Here is a 17,542-nt window from a genome sequence, read left to right as displayed (position 1 = left end):
ATGTTGGTTGTGCGAGCTGTATGAAGCGGCATTCTATTCTGGCACAGTGGATGGCGGGTTGGGGACTGGCTTGTTTGGTTTTTCTGGCCCTGGGTGGGCTGCAAACGCGGGTGACGGCTTCCGAACCCACCAATACGGTGAGCAGCCAGTTGCTCCAGGTGGGGGACATCATCAAAATCTCCCTGGAACATCCCGAATGGCGGGGCAAGCCGCCGTTCGAGCAGCGCATCAAGGAGGACGGCACCATCACGTTGCCATACATCAACAAGGTGCAAGCGGCGCGCAAAACGCCGTCCCAACTGGAAAATGAAATCCGAACCGCGTATCTGGAGCAGAAGTATTACAAACACCTGAGCGTGATTGTAATGTCCACGGAGAACCGGTTCTTCTTCGTCTATGGGTTCGTCAAGCTGCCCGGCCGCTATCCTTACGTCGGAGACTTGACGGTCACCCGCGCCATTGCCACGGCGGGCGGCTTCACGGAGTTCAGCAAGAAAGACAGTGTCACCATTTCCCGCCAGGACGGCTCCACCGAGAAGGTGGATTGTGAGAAGGCGGAAAAAAATCCGGCGCTGGATTTGCCGGTCTTTCCGGGCGACACCATCAATGTGCCGCGGCGCTGGCTGTAAGGCGCATGTTCCAGTTGCAAATTTTATCCGGCAGGGCGGCGGGCACTGTGCAAACGGCCCGCCGCTTGCCTTTTGGCGTTGGACGCAAGGCGGGGGCTGATTTGCGCGCGGAGGAACCGGGCGTCTGGGACGAGCATTTGCGGTTTGAGTTGCTGGCGGATGAGGGGATTTGGGTGACCGCCCTGGCGGAAGCGCCTTTGGTCATCAACGGCGCACCGGCGCGGGCGGCGCGCCTGCGCAACGGTGACTTGCTGGAACTGGGCGGACTGAAATTGCGTTTCTGGCTGGCTCCGGCGCCGTTGCGCTCCTTGAGGATGAGGGAGTGGTTCACCTGGGGATTGCTGGCGGTTTTAACGGGCCTGCAAATCGCGTTGCTTTACTGGCTGCGATGAGGTGGCGCCGGTATGGCCTCGTTTTCTGGCAAACCTCCCGCACAGACAGCAGCAACAGGGCAGGGGAAGGGGATTGCCCAACGATAAACTGGCAAGGCGGCAATTCCGCACCATTCCGAAGGCACTCCCCACGACTTGCAGCGTAAAGTTTGACTTCCCGGCACGGTTGCCGTTGAATCAAGCCCGCAACTTTGAACATTATGAAAATCGTGCTGGCATATTCGGGCGGCCTCGACACCTCAGTGCTGCTCTCCTGGATCAAAGAAAAGTACAACGCGGAAATGATTGCCTTCTGCGCCAACATCGGCCAGGAGGAGGAGCTAAAAGGCCTGGAAAAAAAGGCCAAAAAAACCGGCGCCTCCAAGGTCTATATTGACGATTTGCAGGAGGAGTTTGCGCGGGATTTCATCTTCCCCATGATTCAGGCGGGGGCCATTTACGAAGGCCAGTACTACCTGGGCACGAGCATCGCGCGTCCGTTGATTGCCAAGCGCATGATTGAAATTGCCCGCAAAGAGAAGGCCGATGCCATCGCCCACGGGGCCACCGGCAAGGGCAATGACCAGGTGCGTTTTGAATTGACCGCCGCCGCGCTTGCGCCGGACATTCAGGTGATTGCCCCCTGGCGGGATGCGGCTTTTCGGGCCCAATTCCCCGGGCGGGCCGAGATGATTCAGTACTGCGAGGCCAAAGGCATCCCCGTGCAGGCCACCGCCCAAAAGCCATACTCCATGGACCGCAATCTCCTGCACATTTCCTTTGAGGCGGGCATTTTGGAGGATCCGTGGACGGACATGTTTGCGCCGGAGCACAAGGACATGTTCAAGCTTTCGGTGGCGCCGGAAGACGCGCCCGACCGCCCCGAGTATGTGGAGTTGGAGTTCAAGCAGGGCAATTGCGTGGCGGTGAACGGCGAAAAACTCTCGCCGTTGGGGGTGATGAAGAAGCTCAACAAACTGGGCGGCAAACATGGCGTCGGCCGGGTGGACATGGTGGAAAACCGGTACGTGGGCATGAAATCGCGGGGGGTTTATGAAACGCCGGGCGGCTCGATTTTACATTTTGCGCACCGGCAGATTGAATCATTGACGATGGACCGCGAGGTCATGCACCTGCGGGATTCTCTCATCCCCCGCTATGCCGAGCTGGTTTATTACGGCTACTGGTTCAGTCCGGAACGGTATGCCCTGCAGGCCCTGGTCACGGAAAGCCAGCGCAACGTGACGGGCACGGTGCGCGTCAAACTCTACAAAGGAAACATCATGGTGGCGGGCCGCAAGTCCCCCGTGAGTCTCTACAACCCGCATATTGCGACGATGGAGGCGGACCCGACCCGCGACTACGACCAGGGCGATGCCACCGGCTTCATCAAGTTGAATGCCTTGCGGTTGAAAGTGGCCGCCAAAGTCCATGGCCCCCTGAATCGCCGCTAAGACTGGCGCCGGGCGTTTTCGCCAGCCGTCTGGGAAATAAAAAACCGTCCCTCCTGCGCAGGAGGGACGGTTTTTTTGCAAGTGGAATCAGGCGGCTTGCTTTTCCGCAGCCGGCAGCGGCACGACCTGCGATTGCAGGCCGGCTTTGGCGCAGAGGAAGTACACAACTGCGCCCACGATAAACGCCGCCACAGGCGCCGCCGGGACGTTCACCTTGAGGAACGGCAGAATGCCCACCACAAAGCCCAGCGCCCACGCAATCCAGCCCGCCGGATTGAAGCCCGCGCGCGGTCCGGTCCAGCGTTTGCCGTTGATGAAATAATCCACCAGCATGGCGCCGCAGATGGGGCCGAAGGAGGCGCCGATAATCTGGAATACCTGAACCGCCTTGCCGGCAATGCCGAAAACGGCCAGCAGGATACTGACGGCGGCGCCGATGCCCACGGAAACAAAAGGATTCACCTTGGGCAGGGTGGTCTTGAAGCTGTTGGCGGCGATGAACGAAGAGAAGCAGGCCGGCGGGAAGGCCGCAATGGCCAGCCCCAGCTTGAACCAGCGGGCAGTATCTTGAGAGAAGATGACGCCAATCATGTTGAAGGCGTTCAAACCGGCTTTATCCGTCATGGCTTTCTTCATCAGCTCCGGATTGCCATAAACGCCTGCCACAATCAGCAGCGCCGCGCCGGCGGTGAAGATGATGGCCAGGGCAATGCCCACCAAGCCGCCCCATTGCACGTCTTTGCAGTCGCGGCTGTTGGTGCCAAAGTCCACCCCCGCCGCGCCCGCCGTGGCGAAGAAGCCCACCACCACGGTCAGCATCAAGGCCAGCACGCCAAAGGCGTCCAGCATGGCGGCCTTGCCCGTCAAGGCTTCTGTGACGGCTGCCGGAGCGGTGAGCACTTCCGGCTTGAAGTCGCCCACGCTGCCCAGGGTCTTGACCAACATCAGAATCAGAATGGCCAGAGGAATCAGCGGCAGGTAGGTCGCCACCTTGGCGACATATTGGATGCCTTTCAACCCCACGAACGCGGCCAGCGCACCCCAGACCACCATCACAATTTTTACCCACACGGGGATGGTGGAAAAATCGCCAGGATTGATTTTGGCATCAAAAAAGCCGCCAATGGCGCAGGCGGAGAAATAGACGTTCACGCCCAACCACCCGAATTGCAGCACGCCCATGAGGAAACCCGGCATGATGAAGCCGCCGTTGGCGCCAAAAGTCGAGGTGCCCACGATATACAACGGCAAACCGGTTTTTTGCCCAAAAAGACCCGGCACCAAATAGAAAAGGAAATGGCAGACGAGGGCGGAGATGATCAAGCTGATCAACGCCCAGCCAATGCCTTGAGCCAGCGTGCTTTGGGCAACATTGTCACTTCCGGAGGCACTGGACCAGAACACAAACCACAAGAAAATGCCCGCGTAGGTGGGGGCAGTGTTTTTGTACCACGGCGCCCGGTTGGAGGCCGGATTCGGTGTGGCACTGGTGATATACGTCGGTAGTGTGTTTGCGGTGTTGTTGCTCATGGCGTTGCTTTATGCCGATTTCTTATAAATCGCTCAAGCAGAAAAATGCGGAGTGATTGACCGTGTCTGCTGCGGCGGGCGGCAGCAACTGAAAGGCGTGAGATGGGCAAGGGCTGCGGATGGGTTGGTTTTGCGTTTATGCCAGGCCCACCCTCCTGCGACGGCATGGAGGGAGACCTGGTTCGGTCTTTTGGACTTGAGTTGCGGGCAGTTTTCAGTTTTATGGAGCCAGTGTGGCATTGGATTTATAACCTGCTGTTTACACTGGGCTTTATCCTTAGTGCGCCCTGGTATTTTCTTAAATTGTGGAGGAGGGGAAATTGGCGCCGGGGCTTTGGCCAGCGTTTTGCGCGATACGGTGGCCATGTGCGTCATGCCGTGACCAACCGCCAGGTCTTGTGGCTGCACGCCGTAAGTGTGGGTGAGGTGAATCTCTGCACGCAGTTAATCCGTGCGCTGGAACCCCGCCTGCCCAATGTCAAAATCGTTGTCTCCACCACCACCACCACCGGCATGGGGGAATTGGAGAAAAGGTTGCCGTCCCACATTCTCAAGGTGTATTACCCCATTGATTTTCCCAAATACGTGCGCAAGGCCATTGCCGTGCTGCATCCCGTGGCGGTGGTGCTGGTGGAGGCGGAAATCTGGCCCAATTTTTTAACTCGCCTCCATCGCCTTAACATCCCCGTGTTTCTCGTCAATGCCCGTCTTTCAGCCCGTTCGTATCGCGGGTACCGGCTGCTGGGCGGCTTGTTTCGGCCGTTGTTTGCCGGATTTGCCGGCGTGGGATGCCAAAATGAGGCGGACGCGGAGAAATTGCGGCGCCTGGGCTGCCGTCCGGAGGCCGTGCACGTCGTGGGCAACTTAAAGTATGACGCCGCCCAGTTGGAGGAGCGTAAAGTGCTGGATGTGCCTGGCATGTTGCGCCAGTTGGCGGTGCCGACCAACGCCAAAATCTGGGTGGCCGGCAGCACGCATCCGGGCGAGGAAAAAATCGTGACTGAAGTGTTTCTCCGTCTGCGGCAGCGATTTCCGGATTTATTCCTGGTTGTCGTGCCCCGGCATTTTGAACGGGCTAAGGAGGCCATGGAGGACATGGTGGCGGCGGGGGCGCGCGTGTTTTTCCGCAATCAAATCACGGCCACCACCCAATTGGAGACGGGGGAGGTGGATTGCCTGCTGGTCAATACCACGGGTGAATTGCGCCATTTCTATGCCCATGCCGATGTGGTATTTGTGGGCAAAAGCCTGGCGGCCGAAGGGGGCCAGAATCCCCTGGAGCCAGCGGCTTTGGCGCGGCCGGTCATTTTCGGGCCGAACATGCAGAACTTCGAGGCGGTATCGCGGCTCCTGGTCAGCCGGGGCGGCGCATTACAAGTCGCTCATGCGGCGGAGCTTGAGGAGGCGGTGGCCGGTTTGTTGAGTGACGAAGCCCGGCGGTTGGAGATGGGCCGGCAGGCTTACCGGGTGGTGCAGGAAAATCTGGGGGCGGTGGATCGCACGGTGGAAATGATTCTGGCCCAGTTGCGTCTGCGGGAGGATATCTACATTGCTGAGCCGCCGCTGGCTGCCCCAGAGGCGAAAAGGGAATAGAAGGCGTTTGGTTGTTTGGGAAGATGGCCGACGAGCACAACGCGCCTGCCAAGTCCGGTTTGTTTGGGTGCCGTTATCCAAGCAAAAAACGCCTGGGCTGGCAAGGAAAATTCGTGCGCGACCGCCATTTCTCATCCGCAATCGGGCATCCTCCCGATGGAGTGGGCGAGGTTGCCTGACCCTGGAGGGGAGGGGTGGCCAAGCCCCAATTTGGGCCGCAAAATTTCCTGTTGCCGGGAGGCCGGGATTTGCTATGTTTCCGGCTCCTTGCGGGCAACCGCAAAGGGTGAACGGCCTTAATGTGTACCGCGTCCATCTGGGCGCGGCGGCCATAACAACAACGGTAGATAATCCCGGGTTCCGCGGGATGGCTGGCGCACAACGCCGGCTGGCAACCTAATGGAACAATTGCATGACGAGCCAAGCCAAGATCACTGTCGGTGTAAAAGAACTGCTGGAGGCGGGGGTGCACTTTGGGCATCAGACCCGCCGGTGGAATCCCAAGATGCGCCCGTTCATTTTCGACGCGCGCAACGGCATCCACATTATTGACCTGAGCAAGACGCTGGCCCAGTTGGAGACGGCGTGTGACTTTTTGTATGACACCGTGCGCAAGGGCGGGTCGGTGCTGTTTGTGGGCACCAAAAAGCAGGCCCAGGAGGCGGTGAAAGAAGCGGCCAAGGCCTGCGGGCAGTTCTTTGTGACCGAGCGCTGGCTGGGCGGCACGTTGACGAATTTTGCGACCATCAGCAATTCCATCAAGCGCATGAAGCAGATTGAGAAGATGGATGCGGATGGCACGCTGGCCGGTTACGGCAAGCAGGAGCAATCGAAAATCCGGCGCGAGCACAGCCGGTTGTTCAAGTATCTGGACGGCATCCGCGACATGCACCGCCCCCCGGCGGCCATGTTTGTGGTGGACGTACGGCGCGAGCACAACGCCGTGGCCGAGGCGGTCCGGATGAAGATTCCCATTGTGGCGATTGTGGATACCAACTGCGATCCGGATCCCATCACTTACCCCATTGCGGGCAACGATGACGCCATTCGCTCGGTGCGGTTGATTTTGAACACCGTCGTGGCCACTATTGCCAAGGCCAGGACCGAACTGGAAGCGGGCCGTTCCCGTCAGAAACCGGCCGAGGAAGCTCCGACGCCGACCGCCCCGGCGCCCGTGGTGGCGGCCCCGGCCCCGGCCCCGGCGCCAACGGCTTGAGCCGGAGATTTTACCAACCTTCAACCCAGGAATTGGAGTTAATGCATTATGGCTGAGATTACTGCTGCCCTGGTCGCGCAATTGCGGGCGATGACCAACGTGGGCATGATGGATTGCAAAAAGGCATTGGTGGAAACCAACGGCGACTTGAAAGCGGCGGTGGAATACCTGCGCAAGAAAGGCATTGCCGGCGCCGCCAAGATGGAAGGCCGCGAGGCGCGCGAGGGTGTGATTGCCCAATATATCGCGCCCGGCGCGCGCGTGGGCGTGCTTATCGAGGTCAACTGCATCACGGACTTTGTGGCGCGCAACGAGAGCTTCATCAAGTTTGCGGAGGAATGCGCCCGGAAGCTGGCGGCGGACCCTCAGGTGGACCTGGAGCCGGACCGGCTGGCCATTTTCAACGCCATCCGCGAAAAGATTGCCATTGCCCGGCATGCGCGCATCGAAGTGAGCGGCCATGGCATGGTGGCCGCCTACATCCACACCGGCGGCAAGTTGGGCGTGCTGGTGGAAGTGGGTGCGGAGAAGGAAGCCACCGTCGGGACAGAACAATTCCGCGAGCTGGTGAAGGACATCACGCTGCAAATTGCGGCGGGGCATCCGTATGTGGTGTCGCGCGAGCAGGCTCCGGCGGACGTGGTGGCCAAGGAGCGCGAAATCGCCGCCGAGCAGGCCAAGGGCAAGCCGCCCCAGGCCATTGAGAAGATTGTGGCGGGCAAACTGGAGAAGTTCTATCAGGGTTACTGTCTGGTGGACCAGGGTTTCGTCAAACGCAACGGCGAAATCAGCGTGGGCAAGTACATCGAGGAGGTGGCAAAGCAATTAGGCGACAAGATTACGGTGCGCCGCTTTGTCCGCTTCCAGGTGGGTGAGACGACAGCCTGATGCTGCGACACCGTAACCTTCACTTAAAACAACAAGGCGCTTCCGCAAGGAAGCGCCTTGTTTGTTGAAGCGTATTTTGGCGCCGGATTGGTTTCAGCTTCGACTGGGAATCATGCCGGTTTTGCGGGCGTAATTAAACAACCCGCCGGCGTCCACCACGGGGCGCACATCGCCCAGCGGCTTGAGCTTGAAAACTTTGCCGGTGGCCTCGACGGTGACGGTGCCGGCGTCCAAATCTATGGTGACTACGTCCCCGGTTTGCAGGATTTCACATAACCGGTCCACGCTTTCGCAGGGGTAAAGTTCGCCGGTGGCCACGCAGTTGCGGAAGAAAATGCGCGCAAAACTCTCGGCCACCACGGCGCGGCAGCCGGCGGAGCCCAGGGCGATGGGCGCGTGTTCCCGGGAGCTGCCACAACCGAAATTGCGTCCGGCAATGACAATGGGGTATTCGCTGTCGAGCTGGCCTTCCTTGACATAGCGGATGGGGTATTGCGACTCCGGCAGGCCCCACAGGGCAAAGCTGCCCAGTTTCTCGTACTCAGCCGGAATGGTGGGCACGAGATTCAAAAACTGCGCGGGAATAATCTGGTCAGTGTCAATGTTGTCCCGCACCACATAGACCGGACCCTTAATCACACTTTGCATGGGGGGTAAGATGCCGCCGGCGGGCGGATTTTTCAACCGGAATTGACGCGCCGGCCCATCTTCAGCGCCTGCTTACCCTTCCCGTCGCGGGGGTTCCTCCATTTTCTTGATGAAGGCGGAGAACAAGTCAATGGGCAGGGGCAGGAAGGTGGTGGTATTGTGCTCGCTGGAGATTTCACGCATGGTTTGCAGGAAACGCAATTGGAGGGCCACCGGTTCCTTGCTAATCATGGCGGCCGCCTGCACGAGCTTTTCCGCCGCCTGAAATTCACCTTCAGCGTTGATGATTTTGGCGCGCCGCTCGCGCTCGGTCTCGGCCTGCTTGGCCATGGCGCGCTTCATGCCATCGGGCAGCACCACATCGCGCACTTCCACCGAGGTCACTTTAATGCCCCATGCATCGGTCTGGCGGTCGAGAATTTCCTGCAAGGTCTGGTTGATTTTTTCCCGATGGGCCAGCAATTCATCCAGCTCGGCCTGGCCGAGCACGCTGCGCAAGGTGGTTTGGGCCATGAGGGCGGTGGCGCGCAAATAATGCTCCACCTTGACCACCGCCGCATTGGGGTCCACCACCCGGAAATAGACCACGGCATCCACGGTGACGGGCACATTGTCGCGGGTCATCACCTCCTGGCGCGGCACGTCAATGGTGACGACACGCAAATCCACCTTGACCATGCGGTCTACGACGGGGATGAGGAAAATCAGCCCCGGCCCCTTGGCGCCGAGCAGTTTGCCCAGCCGGAAGATGACGCCGCGCTCGTACTCGCGCAGCACCCGAATCATGGAAGGTAACACCAGTGAGGCAAGCACAACAACCGGAATAATCCATCCGAGGGCGCCCATCAGTTTTTCCAACATGTTCATGGCTGTTTCTCCTGGGTTGAGGATTTGGGTTTTACTTTGAGCGTCAGCCCTTCCACCGCCTCAATCTCCACCTGTTGGCCGGGGGCGAGGTCCTCTGGGCTGACGGCATTCCAGTATTCACCTTCGACAAAAACCCGGGCGGCGCCGGGGCCGGTGGCGGCGATGACCCGTGCGGTTTGCCCAATCATGCTTTCCTTGCCGGTTTTGGGGCTGAGGAATTGGGCTTTCAAGCCGGCCCCCACCACCAAAATGAAAAAGGCGGCGGTAATCAGCGTGGCGGGAATAATCATGCCCAGCGACAACCGCCACAGCGGCTCCGTCCGGTCAAACAGCATGAGGGCCCCCAGGAAGAAGCTGATGATGCCGCCCACGGTGAGCACTCCGTGGGTGGTGGCGTAAATATCAGCGATGAACAATCCCACCGCCAGCAGCAGCAACGCCACCCCGGCCACATTCACCGGCAACACCGCCGCCAGATAAAGGGCCAGAATCAGCGAAATGGCCCCCACCACCCCCGGCAAAATGGCGCCGGGATTGCTCAGTTCACCCAGGATGCCATAAACGGCCATGAGCATCAGGATGAACATGATTTCCGGCCGCCAGAGCATCTGGAAGACGCGCTCGCGGGTAATCATCGGAATGGGCATTACCTGGGCTTCCTTGGTTTTCAACGTGCGCCCCTGGACCTGACGTCCCTCCATTTGCTGCAACAGGTCGGTGACATCCTTGGCAAGCAAATCAATCACCTTTTTCTCCAGCGCCTGCTCGGCGGTGAGGCTGGCGCTTTCACGCACGGAGGCCTTGGCCCATTCCACATTGCGCTGGCGCCGGTGGGCAATGCTTTCGATGAAGCTGGTGGCAAAGCTCTCCATTTTCTGCTTCATCACCTCATCGGGTTTTTGGTCGCTCCCGCCGCCCCCCATGGCCACGGGGTGGGCGGCCCCGATGGTGGTATTCGGCGCCATGGCGGCAATGTCCGCGGCCAGCGTGATGAAGCATCCGGCGCTGCCGGCACTGGCGCCCGAAGGGGCGACATAGACCACCGTGGGGACCGGCGAATCGTAGAAGGACTGCACAATGTCCTTGGTGCTGTCCAACAAGCCGCCGGGGGTATCCAGTTGGATGATGAGGCACTGGGCTTTGGCCTCAGCGGCCACACGAATGGCGCGGCTGATGTAGCTCGCGGTGGCCGGGCCTATGGCCCCTTTAATTTGAATAATTGCGGCCTGTTCAGCGCTCCAGCCGCTGCATGCCAGCCCCAACAGGCACCCCAAGAACAGCCTGTGTACCATGTCATTAATTTACTCTCTCCCCACAGGGTGGGTCAATGACATCAGGCAGAAAACATGTCTTTTGGCGGAGAGCGGCGAACGGCCAAAGGATTCCCCGCCACCTCAAAACAGACCGGTGGTTTCCGGGAAGCCGCAGGCAATGTTCATGGCTTGCACGGCCTGGCCGCTGGCGCCCTTGACCAGATTGTCTTCCGCACTGATGACCAGCAACCTTCCGGTGCGCGGGTCCACCCGCCAGGCGAGGTCGAGGAAATTGGTGCCGGTAACATGCTTGGTATCGGGTAGAGCCTTGCCTTCCAGTCGGCGCACAAAAGGCTCATGGGCATAGGCCTGGGCATAACATTCCGCCACTCGGCGGTTGAGGGCGGCGGCAGCTTCGGCGCCTTGTGCTGAGGTTGTCGGGGTCAAATACAGCGTGGTGAGTATGCCCCGGTTCACCGGAATGAGGTGCGGCGTAAATTGAATGGTGACTGGTTGCCCGGCCGCCAGGGAGAGTTCCTGCTCGATTTCAGAGAGATGCCGGTGTTTGGGAATGCCGTAAGCGCGCACGCTTTCGTTGCATTCGCAGAACAGATAATCCAGCTCGGCCTTCCGTCCGGCGCCGCTCACGCCACTCAGGGAATTGGCAATGATGCCCTGTGGCGAGACCAGGCCGGCCCGCAACAAGGGAATCAGCGGCAGGAGTATGCTGGTGGGATAACAGCCAGGGCAGGCGATGAGTTGCGCCCCGCGAATGGCCTCGCGGTACACCTCTGGCAGCGCATAAACCGCTTGCGCCAGGAGTTGGGGGGCGGGGTGGTCATGCCCGTAAAAATCTTTGTACACGGCGGCATCGCGCAAGCGGAAATCTGCGCTCAAGTCAATCACCCGCCGCCCGGCCGCCAACAGGGGCTGGGCAAACTCGGCCGCCACACCGTGCGGCAATGCCAGAAACACAATGTCCGCCTCGCGGGCCAGATGCTCGACGGCCGGCTCAACAAAAGAGATGTCCCGCGCCTTGGGCAGGGCGGCGAAACGCGGAAAGACCTGGGTCAATGGCTGACCTGCATATTGGCGGGAAGTGACCGCCGTCAGTTTCACGGCCGGGTGTCCCAGTAAAAGCCGCACCAGTTCTTCGCCGGAGTAACCGGAGGCGCCCACAATGGCCACCCGCACTGTCTGAGCCTGATTCAACGCACTCATCATGGCGGGCGATTATTGGCCGCCCGCCAAAATTATCCAGCAGAAAGGCGAGCGGGACCTCCGCGTGAACCAGGCCGGGTTTTCGCCAGAGCCCTGGCGAAAATCCGAAGTCCAAATCAAACCCGGCACTTTAAGGGGCAGGGGAAAGGGGATGTTGGACGCTGACTTGTTCCCTTTCCGCAGGGGTGAGGACACGCCATTGGCCGGCGGGCAAATCCCCCAGCCAGAACCCACCGATGCGCACGCGAATCAACCGCAGGGTGGGATGCCCAATGGCTGCCGTCATACGCCGCACCTGGCGGTTTTTCCCTTCGGTCAATTCCAGGGCAATCCAGCAATCGGGCACGTTTTTGCGATAACGGATGGGGGGGTCGCGTGGCGGCACCTCCGGCGGCGGTTCCAGGCGCCACACCCGGCAGGGACGCGTGCGATGACCTTGAACAACCACGCCGCACGCCAGCTTTTGCAGCGCCGCATCGGTGGGCACGCGCTCAATTTGCGCCCAGTACTCGCGCGGGTGACCACGGCGGGGATGCAGAAGGCGGGCATTCCATTCGGGTTCATCGCTGAGCAGCAGCAGGCCTTCGGAGTCGGCGTCCAGCCGGCCAATGGGATAGACGCGCGGGGGAAGGTGAAAATCCGCCAGCGTCCGGTTGGCCGAGCCATCCGACGTGAACTGGGAAAGCACCCCAAACGGTTTATTCAGGGCGATGAGCATGGTTACGGCCGCACTTCCAACCGCAGCCAGAGGGCGGGTGGGTTGGTGGCATTGTCCAAGGGCAGGGTGAGAAAGCTGCTGCTGGCGCGCAGCCAATCGCGCACCACAAACCACTGGGTCAGGTTGGTGGAGCCGTGCAGGCGGTAGGCGCGGCCGGGCAGGGTGGGCCAGGTAATTTGCACGCTGCGGTCAGGATTGCGTCCGGGCGGGGTAAAAGCGAGACGGGACAGGGCATTGGTGGGGTTGGTGCCGGCAATGAACTCGGCGGCGTCGCTCATGCCGTCACCATCCGTGTCACCGGCGCCAGTGTAGCCGGGTGACACCACGCCCAAGAATTCCTGTTCCCACACATCGGAAAGACCGTTTTGATTGGTATCAGGAAAGGTGTATTGGCCGGTGAACACCAGCGTCTGGCCGCTTTCCAGGCGGGCATTTTGGGTGGCGGGTTTGGTGTAGTAGGGCACGTCGGAGTACTGAATCTGGTAGTCACCGGGAAGTGCGTTGGTGATAAGGGCAAAGGTGCCAGCGCCACTGCGGTTGACGGGGCCGGTGAGGGCAAAGAGGGTTTGGTCCAGGTTGTTGGTGATGATGATGGTGCCGGGGGTGATATTGGTGACCGTGATGCTGACATCATCCACCATCCAACCCGCCCGCGGGGCTGGTTCGAGCGACAGCAGGAGGTAATGCCAGACTAGATAGACGGTGCGGCCGGCATAAGCCGAGAGGTCAACTTCCTCCGCAGTCCATCCGGCGGAGAAATCGTAATACTCGGCCAGCGTAACCGGGTCACTCAGACGATTGGTGAAGACATACAGGATTCCGGTTTCCAGTATGTCTAATTCGCTCTGGGCCAAGAAATCGTAACTGTGCCAGAAATGGAGTTTGAATTGATTGCCGCCGGTGAGGTTGATGGCTGGGCTGATAAGGAAGGTTTCAGCCCAGTCCAGGCGGCGGCCATTGAGGTTGCTGCCCCAGGCGTGGGGCGGCGAATGGGCCGCAGTTTCTCCCCACGGGTTGTTGGGCGCGCCCCACATCCAGTCCGTCATGGAGTCGTCGCCGCTGAACACACTCCAGCCGCCGTCGGTGGCATCAAAGGATTCCGCAAGCGGTACGGTGCGGGGGCGCAGGGTGCGGGCGGCGTAGTATTGGCCCTGATTGTCATCCACCGTTACATTGCCGGCGGCGTCCCGGCTGACCACCTGGAAGTAATAGGTTTTATCGGGCAACAGTCCGTTGAGCATCAACTCGTGGTCAGTGTCGGTGGTGGCGCGATACGCGGTGCGGGTAAGCGCCAGGGGGGAGGGCGATTCCCCGAATTGTACCAGCGCTTCAGCGGGTTCCAAAGTGGTCCAGGAAATGGTGATGTCCTCGTAGTCCGGTTCGGCGAGCACATTGGAGATAACCGGCGGGGTCGTGTCCACCAGGGCATGAGAGCGCAAGAGGGCATTGGCAGAGGCGTCCAAGTATTCCGCCATCAGGGTATCGCCATGGCGGGCAGGCAGCCGTCCGGGCGTCGGCGCATTAGTGGGGGGCACCAGGGAGAGGAACCCACGAAACAGTCCTCGGCCGACGGTTTCCGTTAGCTGGACATTCAGACCGTTGGTGGCGGTGGGGCTGCGGACGGTGATGGTCAGGGTGCCCTGGCCGGCCAAATCACTGTCGCCCACCTCAATAATCATCTGGCTGGGCACGGTGTAGTGGCTGCGGTCCAGCGCAATGGCGCCCCGCCCGCCTTCGCCGGGGGCCAGGAAGTCCACCAGGTTGCGCACCAGACTGGCGCGGTTATTGGGCGCGGGGCCGGTCAGAGGCACGGCGTCAATGGGGAAGGCCAGGAACACCACGCGGCCGGTGGCATCGGTGCCGAGCGGAGGCGAGCGAATCCCCACAATTTCACTGGTGCCGGCCGCATAGAGAATGGGGACGGCATTGGTGGTGGGGAAGATGACATCGGCCACGTTGGGCGACTGGCCGAGCAATTCCAGAAAGTCGCTGGCGTAATTGCTGTAATCCAGGTCCATCAGCACACCGCTGGTGGTGGAATCAAAAGCCACGCCCTGGATGGTATCCACCCCGGCATCTTCAACGAACGAGGCCACCCGCAGCACGTTGGACTTGAAGGCCATGCTTCCCTCGCTGGTGCCCAGGCGGGAGAGCAACTCCATGGAAGCCAGTAATAGTCCGCCACCGGACTGGACATATTGATGCAAGGTGTTTTGCTGGGCGGAAAGCAAGCCCTGGTAGCCATACAGGCCGCCATACAAACTATCGCTCAGACGCCACCAGACAACTTTGAACGCCTTGAGGTCGTTGGTGGTGGGATAACCGCGGGTGGCCACTGGCCAGACCGCATAACTTATCCCGCTGGCATCCAGCGCGTTGGTGTAGGCCGAGAGCGGCACGCCGGGGCTGTCGTCCATGGGGAAAGTGGTGTAATCATCCACCAGTAACAAGGTGGGCGCGGCTACGGCGATGAACTGGAAACCGGCGCCGGCGTGGTTGTTGGTGCGGCGGTTGCCGGCAACATCCTCGGCCACCAGATAAAAGAAATACCGCTGGCCGGGGATTAAATCCGTCAACTCAACTTCCTGCGATGTACTCCGGCGCGGCGCGGCTGCCAGATTGGTTGCCGTGGTCAGGGTAACGCCAAAATACAGGGCCCCACTGGCAGGTTCATCCGTAGTCCAGCTAATCACCATGCGGCCAAGCTGATTGGTGATGAGAGGCGAGCTAATGACCGGCGGAATGAAATCGGCCTGGGCTGTGGCCGTGCGCCAGGTGTTGGCCGAGGCATCCAGATAACGAGCCTCAATCCAATCGCCATGAGCGATTTGCAGGCGCGCATCGGATGCGGCAGGGCCAGAGGCAGTGGCCACAGCGCCGGTGAACAGTCCCACAGTGCCGGCAGCAGTCAGTGTCACCGGCTCCCCGTTGGTTTCGGTGGCGCTGTGGATGCGTACCGAAACCGTGGATTGGCCGGCCAAATCCGAGTCGAAAAGCGATAGTTTAACCGTGTCTGTCGCCCGGTAGAAACTGCGGTCCATGAAAATGGCGCCCATCCCCGGCACGGGGAGCAGTCCGGAAATCACCAGCGCAAAGTCCTGGTCCACCAAGGGAGTATCCGCCCGGGCATCCATGGGCACGTTGCGCGCCTGGACGCGGACGGTGTATTGGCCGGGGGTGGGAGCGTTCAGCCGCACGCCCTCCACGTTGTTCAGGTTGTCGTAGGACGGCGGGTTGGGCGCGGATTCGCCCTCCCAGATTTGATTGCCGTGATAGCGCGTGCCGTCCGGGCCGATGACGACCACATCCAAATCATTGACCAGCGCGGGCAACGCGGCCGGCAGGCCGGGGACATCGGTATAGGTCAGCGTGACTTTCAACGGTTCGGCGCTGCCGCTGACCACAAAGCGGTATTCCCAGGCCTGGCCGGTGGCCAAAGTCACCGTTTGGTCCACCATGATATGCCGGCGTTCTCCTCCGATGAGTTCGGTCAGGTCCACCCGGCCCCAGCCTTCATCGTGATTGGGCACGGGTCCGGTTTCCACGGTGTCGTCCATGTCCCAGGCGCAGTCAATCAGCGCGGCCTTGACCAGGGCGGGCGAGGGCGTCTGGTTGGTGTGCGTCATGCGATAATATTGAACAAACACTGCGGCAGCGCCAGAAACGTGCGGGCCGGCCTGGCTGGTGCCGCCCATGTAGAAGTAATAGGAGGAAATGGGCGCCCAGGCGTTGTCTTCGGGGGCAAACGAGGATTTGAGCGAGGCAATCCACGTGCCGGGCGCGACCACGTCCGGCTTGATGCGTCCATCTTCGCAGGGGCCGCGGCTGGAAAAATCGGCCATGGTTTCAATGCCGTCCTCAAACAAAAAGAAACCGGTGCGGTCATTTTGTGAGGCGCCGGTGGCAATGACGTTTTTCGCCACCGCCGGGCTGCCGATGGTTTGCGCGCCGGGGCCGGCGTTGCCGGCGGAGAACTCGAGGATGTAAGGCTGGTCACCAAAGGCCAGTTCATCGGCATCGCGCACCAGGGCGTCAAACTCCATGGCGCTCAGGTCATAACGTCCATGAGTGTCATCGCCCCAACTGTTGGAGCCAATCTCCGCCCCGGCCCGCACGGCATCGCGGGTGAGCGTGGCAAAACTGGGCGGCGCCTCATACATGCCGGCCCCGTCAAACATGCGCTGGGTGACCAGCCGCACACCAGGGGCCACCCCCAGGCCATAGAGGTAACCATACTCATCCGTTTCCTGCGTCGCAGCGTTGCCGGCAATGATGCCGGCGACATGCGTGCCGTGGCCGTGTTCATCGGAGGCATCGGTTAAAGCGCCGTAATAGAAAAACGGTCCAATGCGTCCCCGGATGTCAGGGTGAATGGGCGAGGCCCGCCCGGTATCCAGGCCGCTGTCGGCCACGCTGACAGTCACGCCGGTGCCGTCAAAGCCCAGTTGATGCACCAGGGCGCGGGTGCCGATGTTGCCGTCCTCGCCCGCCACAATTTTCGTGGCTATTTCATCGTATAATTGGGGTTGGGCGGCGCGTTCAATCCACAGCACGGCCGGGGACTGGGCCAGACGCTGGGCCTGTTGAGGGGTGGCCCAGCCATGCCAAATCAATGTGTCACGGGTGCGGGTGGCGCGCTCAAAACCCGGCCAGAGCCGCCGCAAGGCGGCCAGCTCCGCCGGCCGGGGCCGGGGCGCGAGGAGAACCCGAATGGGCCGCCCAGGCTGCTCGCCAGCCGCGAGCAGGGGAGGGAAAAGCCCTTGTAGCACCTTATGTTCCGGGCGGTATTCTCCCACCCATTGCACATAGGGGCGCGCCGTCAGCGCCGGCACGGAGACTTCAGAGAGCCGGGCCACAAAAGCATCCTCGGGCACATGCCATAACAAATCCACCCCTTGGGCAGCCAGTTCCGTACGCCATTCCGGTTGCAATGGCCCGGTAAACTGAATGAGAAACAGGCCATTCACGGGTGGTACAGCCACGAGGTTGGCGCTGGCGGCGGCGGTCTTGGGCGGCGGGGTGATGCGCTCATTCCGCAGGCGGATTTCGCGGTTGGCGGCCAATGCTCCTGCGAGACTCCACAACCAAATGAGAACCACCAGCGCCCACCCGCCACACCTGCGCCTTCTGGCGCCCTTGCTGAGATACTTCACA

The 17,542-nt window shown here is 60.8% G+C and carries 13 protein-coding genes; 6 read left to right on the top strand and 7 right to left on the bottom strand.

The features are described from left to right. Positions 1-20 precede the first annotated feature (20 nt). From NXS98_RS08545 to NXS98_RS08535, 3 genes are all read left to right on the top strand, one after another. Positions 21-629, top strand: a complete 609-nt coding sequence (locus NXS98_RS08545) for a polysaccharide biosynthesis/export family protein (RefSeq protein WP_283848073.1) — start codon at positions 21-23, stop codon at positions 627-629. Positions 630-634: 5 nt separating this feature from the next. Next, positions 635-1,021 carry an FHA domain-containing protein gene (locus NXS98_RS08540; RefSeq protein WP_283848072.1) on the top strand — a complete coding sequence of 129 codons (387 nt, stop codon included), beginning with the start codon at positions 635-637 and terminating at the stop codon, positions 1,019-1,021. 200 nt (positions 1,022-1,221) lie between these two features. Then, positions 1,222-2,454: an argininosuccinate synthase gene (locus NXS98_RS08535; RefSeq protein ID WP_425499945.1), complete on the top strand. Its 1,233-nt coding sequence runs from the start codon at positions 1,222-1,224 to the stop codon at positions 2,452-2,454. Positions 2,455-2,541: 87 nt separating this feature from the next. On the opposite strand, the gene NXS98_RS08530 is transcribed toward NXS98_RS08535, so the two are convergent. Beyond that, positions 2,542-3,984: a purine-cytosine permease family protein gene (locus NXS98_RS08530; RefSeq protein ID WP_283848070.1), complete on the bottom strand. Its 1,443-nt coding sequence runs from the start codon at positions 3,982-3,984 to the stop codon at positions 2,542-2,544. 102 nt (positions 3,985-4,086) lie between these two features. Between NXS98_RS08530 and NXS98_RS08525 the strand changes: the two genes are divergently transcribed. The 3 genes from NXS98_RS08525 (at position 4,087) to tsf (ending at position 7,681) form a co-directional block, all read left to right on the top strand. After that, positions 4,087-5,577: a 3-deoxy-D-manno-octulosonic acid transferase gene (locus tag NXS98_RS08525; RefSeq protein ID WP_343214146.1), complete on the top strand. Its 1,491-nt coding sequence runs from the start codon at positions 4,087-4,089 to the stop codon at positions 5,575-5,577. A 412-nt stretch (positions 5,578-5,989) separates the two neighbouring features. Then, positions 5,990-6,793: a 30S ribosomal protein S2 gene (gene rpsB / locus NXS98_RS08520; protein WP_283848068.1), complete on the top strand. Its 804-nt coding sequence runs from the start codon at positions 5,990-5,992 to the stop codon at positions 6,791-6,793. A 48-nt stretch (positions 6,794-6,841) separates the two neighbouring features. Further along, positions 6,842-7,681, top strand: coding sequence for a translation elongation factor Ts (gene tsf, locus NXS98_RS08515; RefSeq protein WP_283848067.1), 840 nt, complete (start codon positions 6,842-6,844; stop codon positions 7,679-7,681). Between the two features lie 93 nt (positions 7,682-7,774). On the opposite strand, the gene NXS98_RS08510 is transcribed toward tsf, so the two are convergent. The 6 genes from NXS98_RS08510 to NXS98_RS08485 all read right to left on the bottom strand — a co-directional run bounded on the left by NXS98_RS08510 (position 7,775) and on the right by NXS98_RS08485 (position 17,541). Then, positions 7,775-8,329, bottom strand: a complete 555-nt coding sequence (locus tag NXS98_RS08510; protein ID WP_283848066.1) for a LeuD/DmdB family oxidoreductase small subunit — start codon at positions 8,327-8,329, stop codon at positions 7,775-7,777. A gap of 72 nt (positions 8,330-8,401) precedes the next feature. Beyond that, entirely contained in the window at positions 8,402-9,196 is a 795-nt protein-coding gene (locus NXS98_RS08505) for a slipin family protein (protein WP_283848065.1), read from the bottom strand. Then, entirely contained in the window at positions 9,193-10,488 is a 1,296-nt protein-coding gene (locus NXS98_RS08500; protein ID WP_283848064.1) for an NfeD family protein, read from the bottom strand. Before NXS98_RS08500 ends, NXS98_RS08505 begins: the two co-directional genes overlap by 4 nt. A 102-nt stretch (positions 10,489-10,590) precedes the next feature. After that, complete coding sequence (gene argC, locus NXS98_RS08495; protein ID WP_283848063.1) at positions 10,591-11,673, bottom strand: N-acetyl-gamma-glutamyl-phosphate reductase; 1,083 nt, start codon at positions 11,671-11,673, stop codon at positions 10,591-10,593. Positions 11,674-11,800: 127 nt separating this feature from the next. Beyond that, positions 11,801-12,388: a pseudouridine synthase gene (locus NXS98_RS08490; RefSeq protein ID WP_283848062.1), complete on the bottom strand. Its 588-nt coding sequence runs from the start codon at positions 12,386-12,388 to the stop codon at positions 11,801-11,803. A 2-nt stretch (positions 12,389-12,390) separates the two neighbouring features. Beyond that, a complete protein-coding gene (locus NXS98_RS08485; RefSeq protein WP_283848061.1) occupies positions 12,391-17,541 on the bottom strand; it encodes a S8 family serine peptidase in 5,151 nt (1,716 codons plus the stop codon). Position 17,542: the final 1 nt, after the last annotated feature.

Source organism: Fontisphaera persica, assembly GCF_024832785.1.
GTDB lineage: Bacteria > Verrucomicrobiota > Verrucomicrobiia > Limisphaerales > Fontisphaeraceae > Fontisphaera > Fontisphaera persica.
This window is presented reverse-complemented; position numbering and strand designations above follow the sequence as displayed.

Excerpts from the sequence above, each read along its gene's own strand:
- argC (WP_283848063.1), bottom strand. The coding sequence starts at position 11,673 with ATGATGAGTGCGTTGAATCAGGCTCAGACAGTGCGGGTGGCCATTGTG.
- NXS98_RS08510 (WP_283848066.1), bottom strand. The coding sequence starts at position 8,329 with ATGCAAAGTGTGATTAAGGGTCCGGTCTATGTGGTGCGGGACAACATT.
- NXS98_RS08545 (WP_283848073.1), top strand. The coding sequence starts at position 21 with ATGAAGCGGCATTCTATTCTGGCACAGTGGATGGCGGGTTGGGGACTG.
- NXS98_RS08535 (WP_425499945.1), top strand. The coding sequence starts at position 1,222 with ATGAAAATCGTGCTGGCATATTCGGGCGGCCTCGACACCTCAGTGCTG.
- NXS98_RS08500 (WP_283848064.1), bottom strand. The coding sequence starts at position 10,488 with ATGGTACACAGGCTGTTCTTGGGGTGCCTGTTGGGGCTGGCATGCAGC.
- NXS98_RS08540 (WP_283848072.1), top strand. The coding sequence starts at position 635 with ATGTTCCAGTTGCAAATTTTATCCGGCAGGGCGGCGGGCACTGTGCAA.
- NXS98_RS08490 (WP_283848062.1), bottom strand. The coding sequence starts at position 12,388 with ATGCTCATCGCCCTGAATAAACCGTTTGGGGTGCTTTCCCAGTTCACG.
- tsf (WP_283848067.1), top strand. The coding sequence starts at position 6,842 with ATGGCTGAGATTACTGCTGCCCTGGTCGCGCAATTGCGGGCGATGACC.
- NXS98_RS08530 (WP_283848070.1), bottom strand. The coding sequence starts at position 3,984 with ATGAGCAACAACACCGCAAACACACTACCGACGTATATCACCAGTGCC.
- NXS98_RS08505 (WP_283848065.1), bottom strand. The coding sequence starts at position 9,196 with ATGAACATGTTGGAAAAACTGATGGGCGCCCTCGGATGGATTATTCCG.
- rpsB (WP_283848068.1), top strand. The coding sequence starts at position 5,990 with ATGACGAGCCAAGCCAAGATCACTGTCGGTGTAAAAGAACTGCTGGAG.
- NXS98_RS08525 (WP_343214146.1), top strand. The coding sequence starts at position 4,087 with ATGGGCAAGGGCTGCGGATGGGTTGGTTTTGCGTTTATGCCAGGCCCA.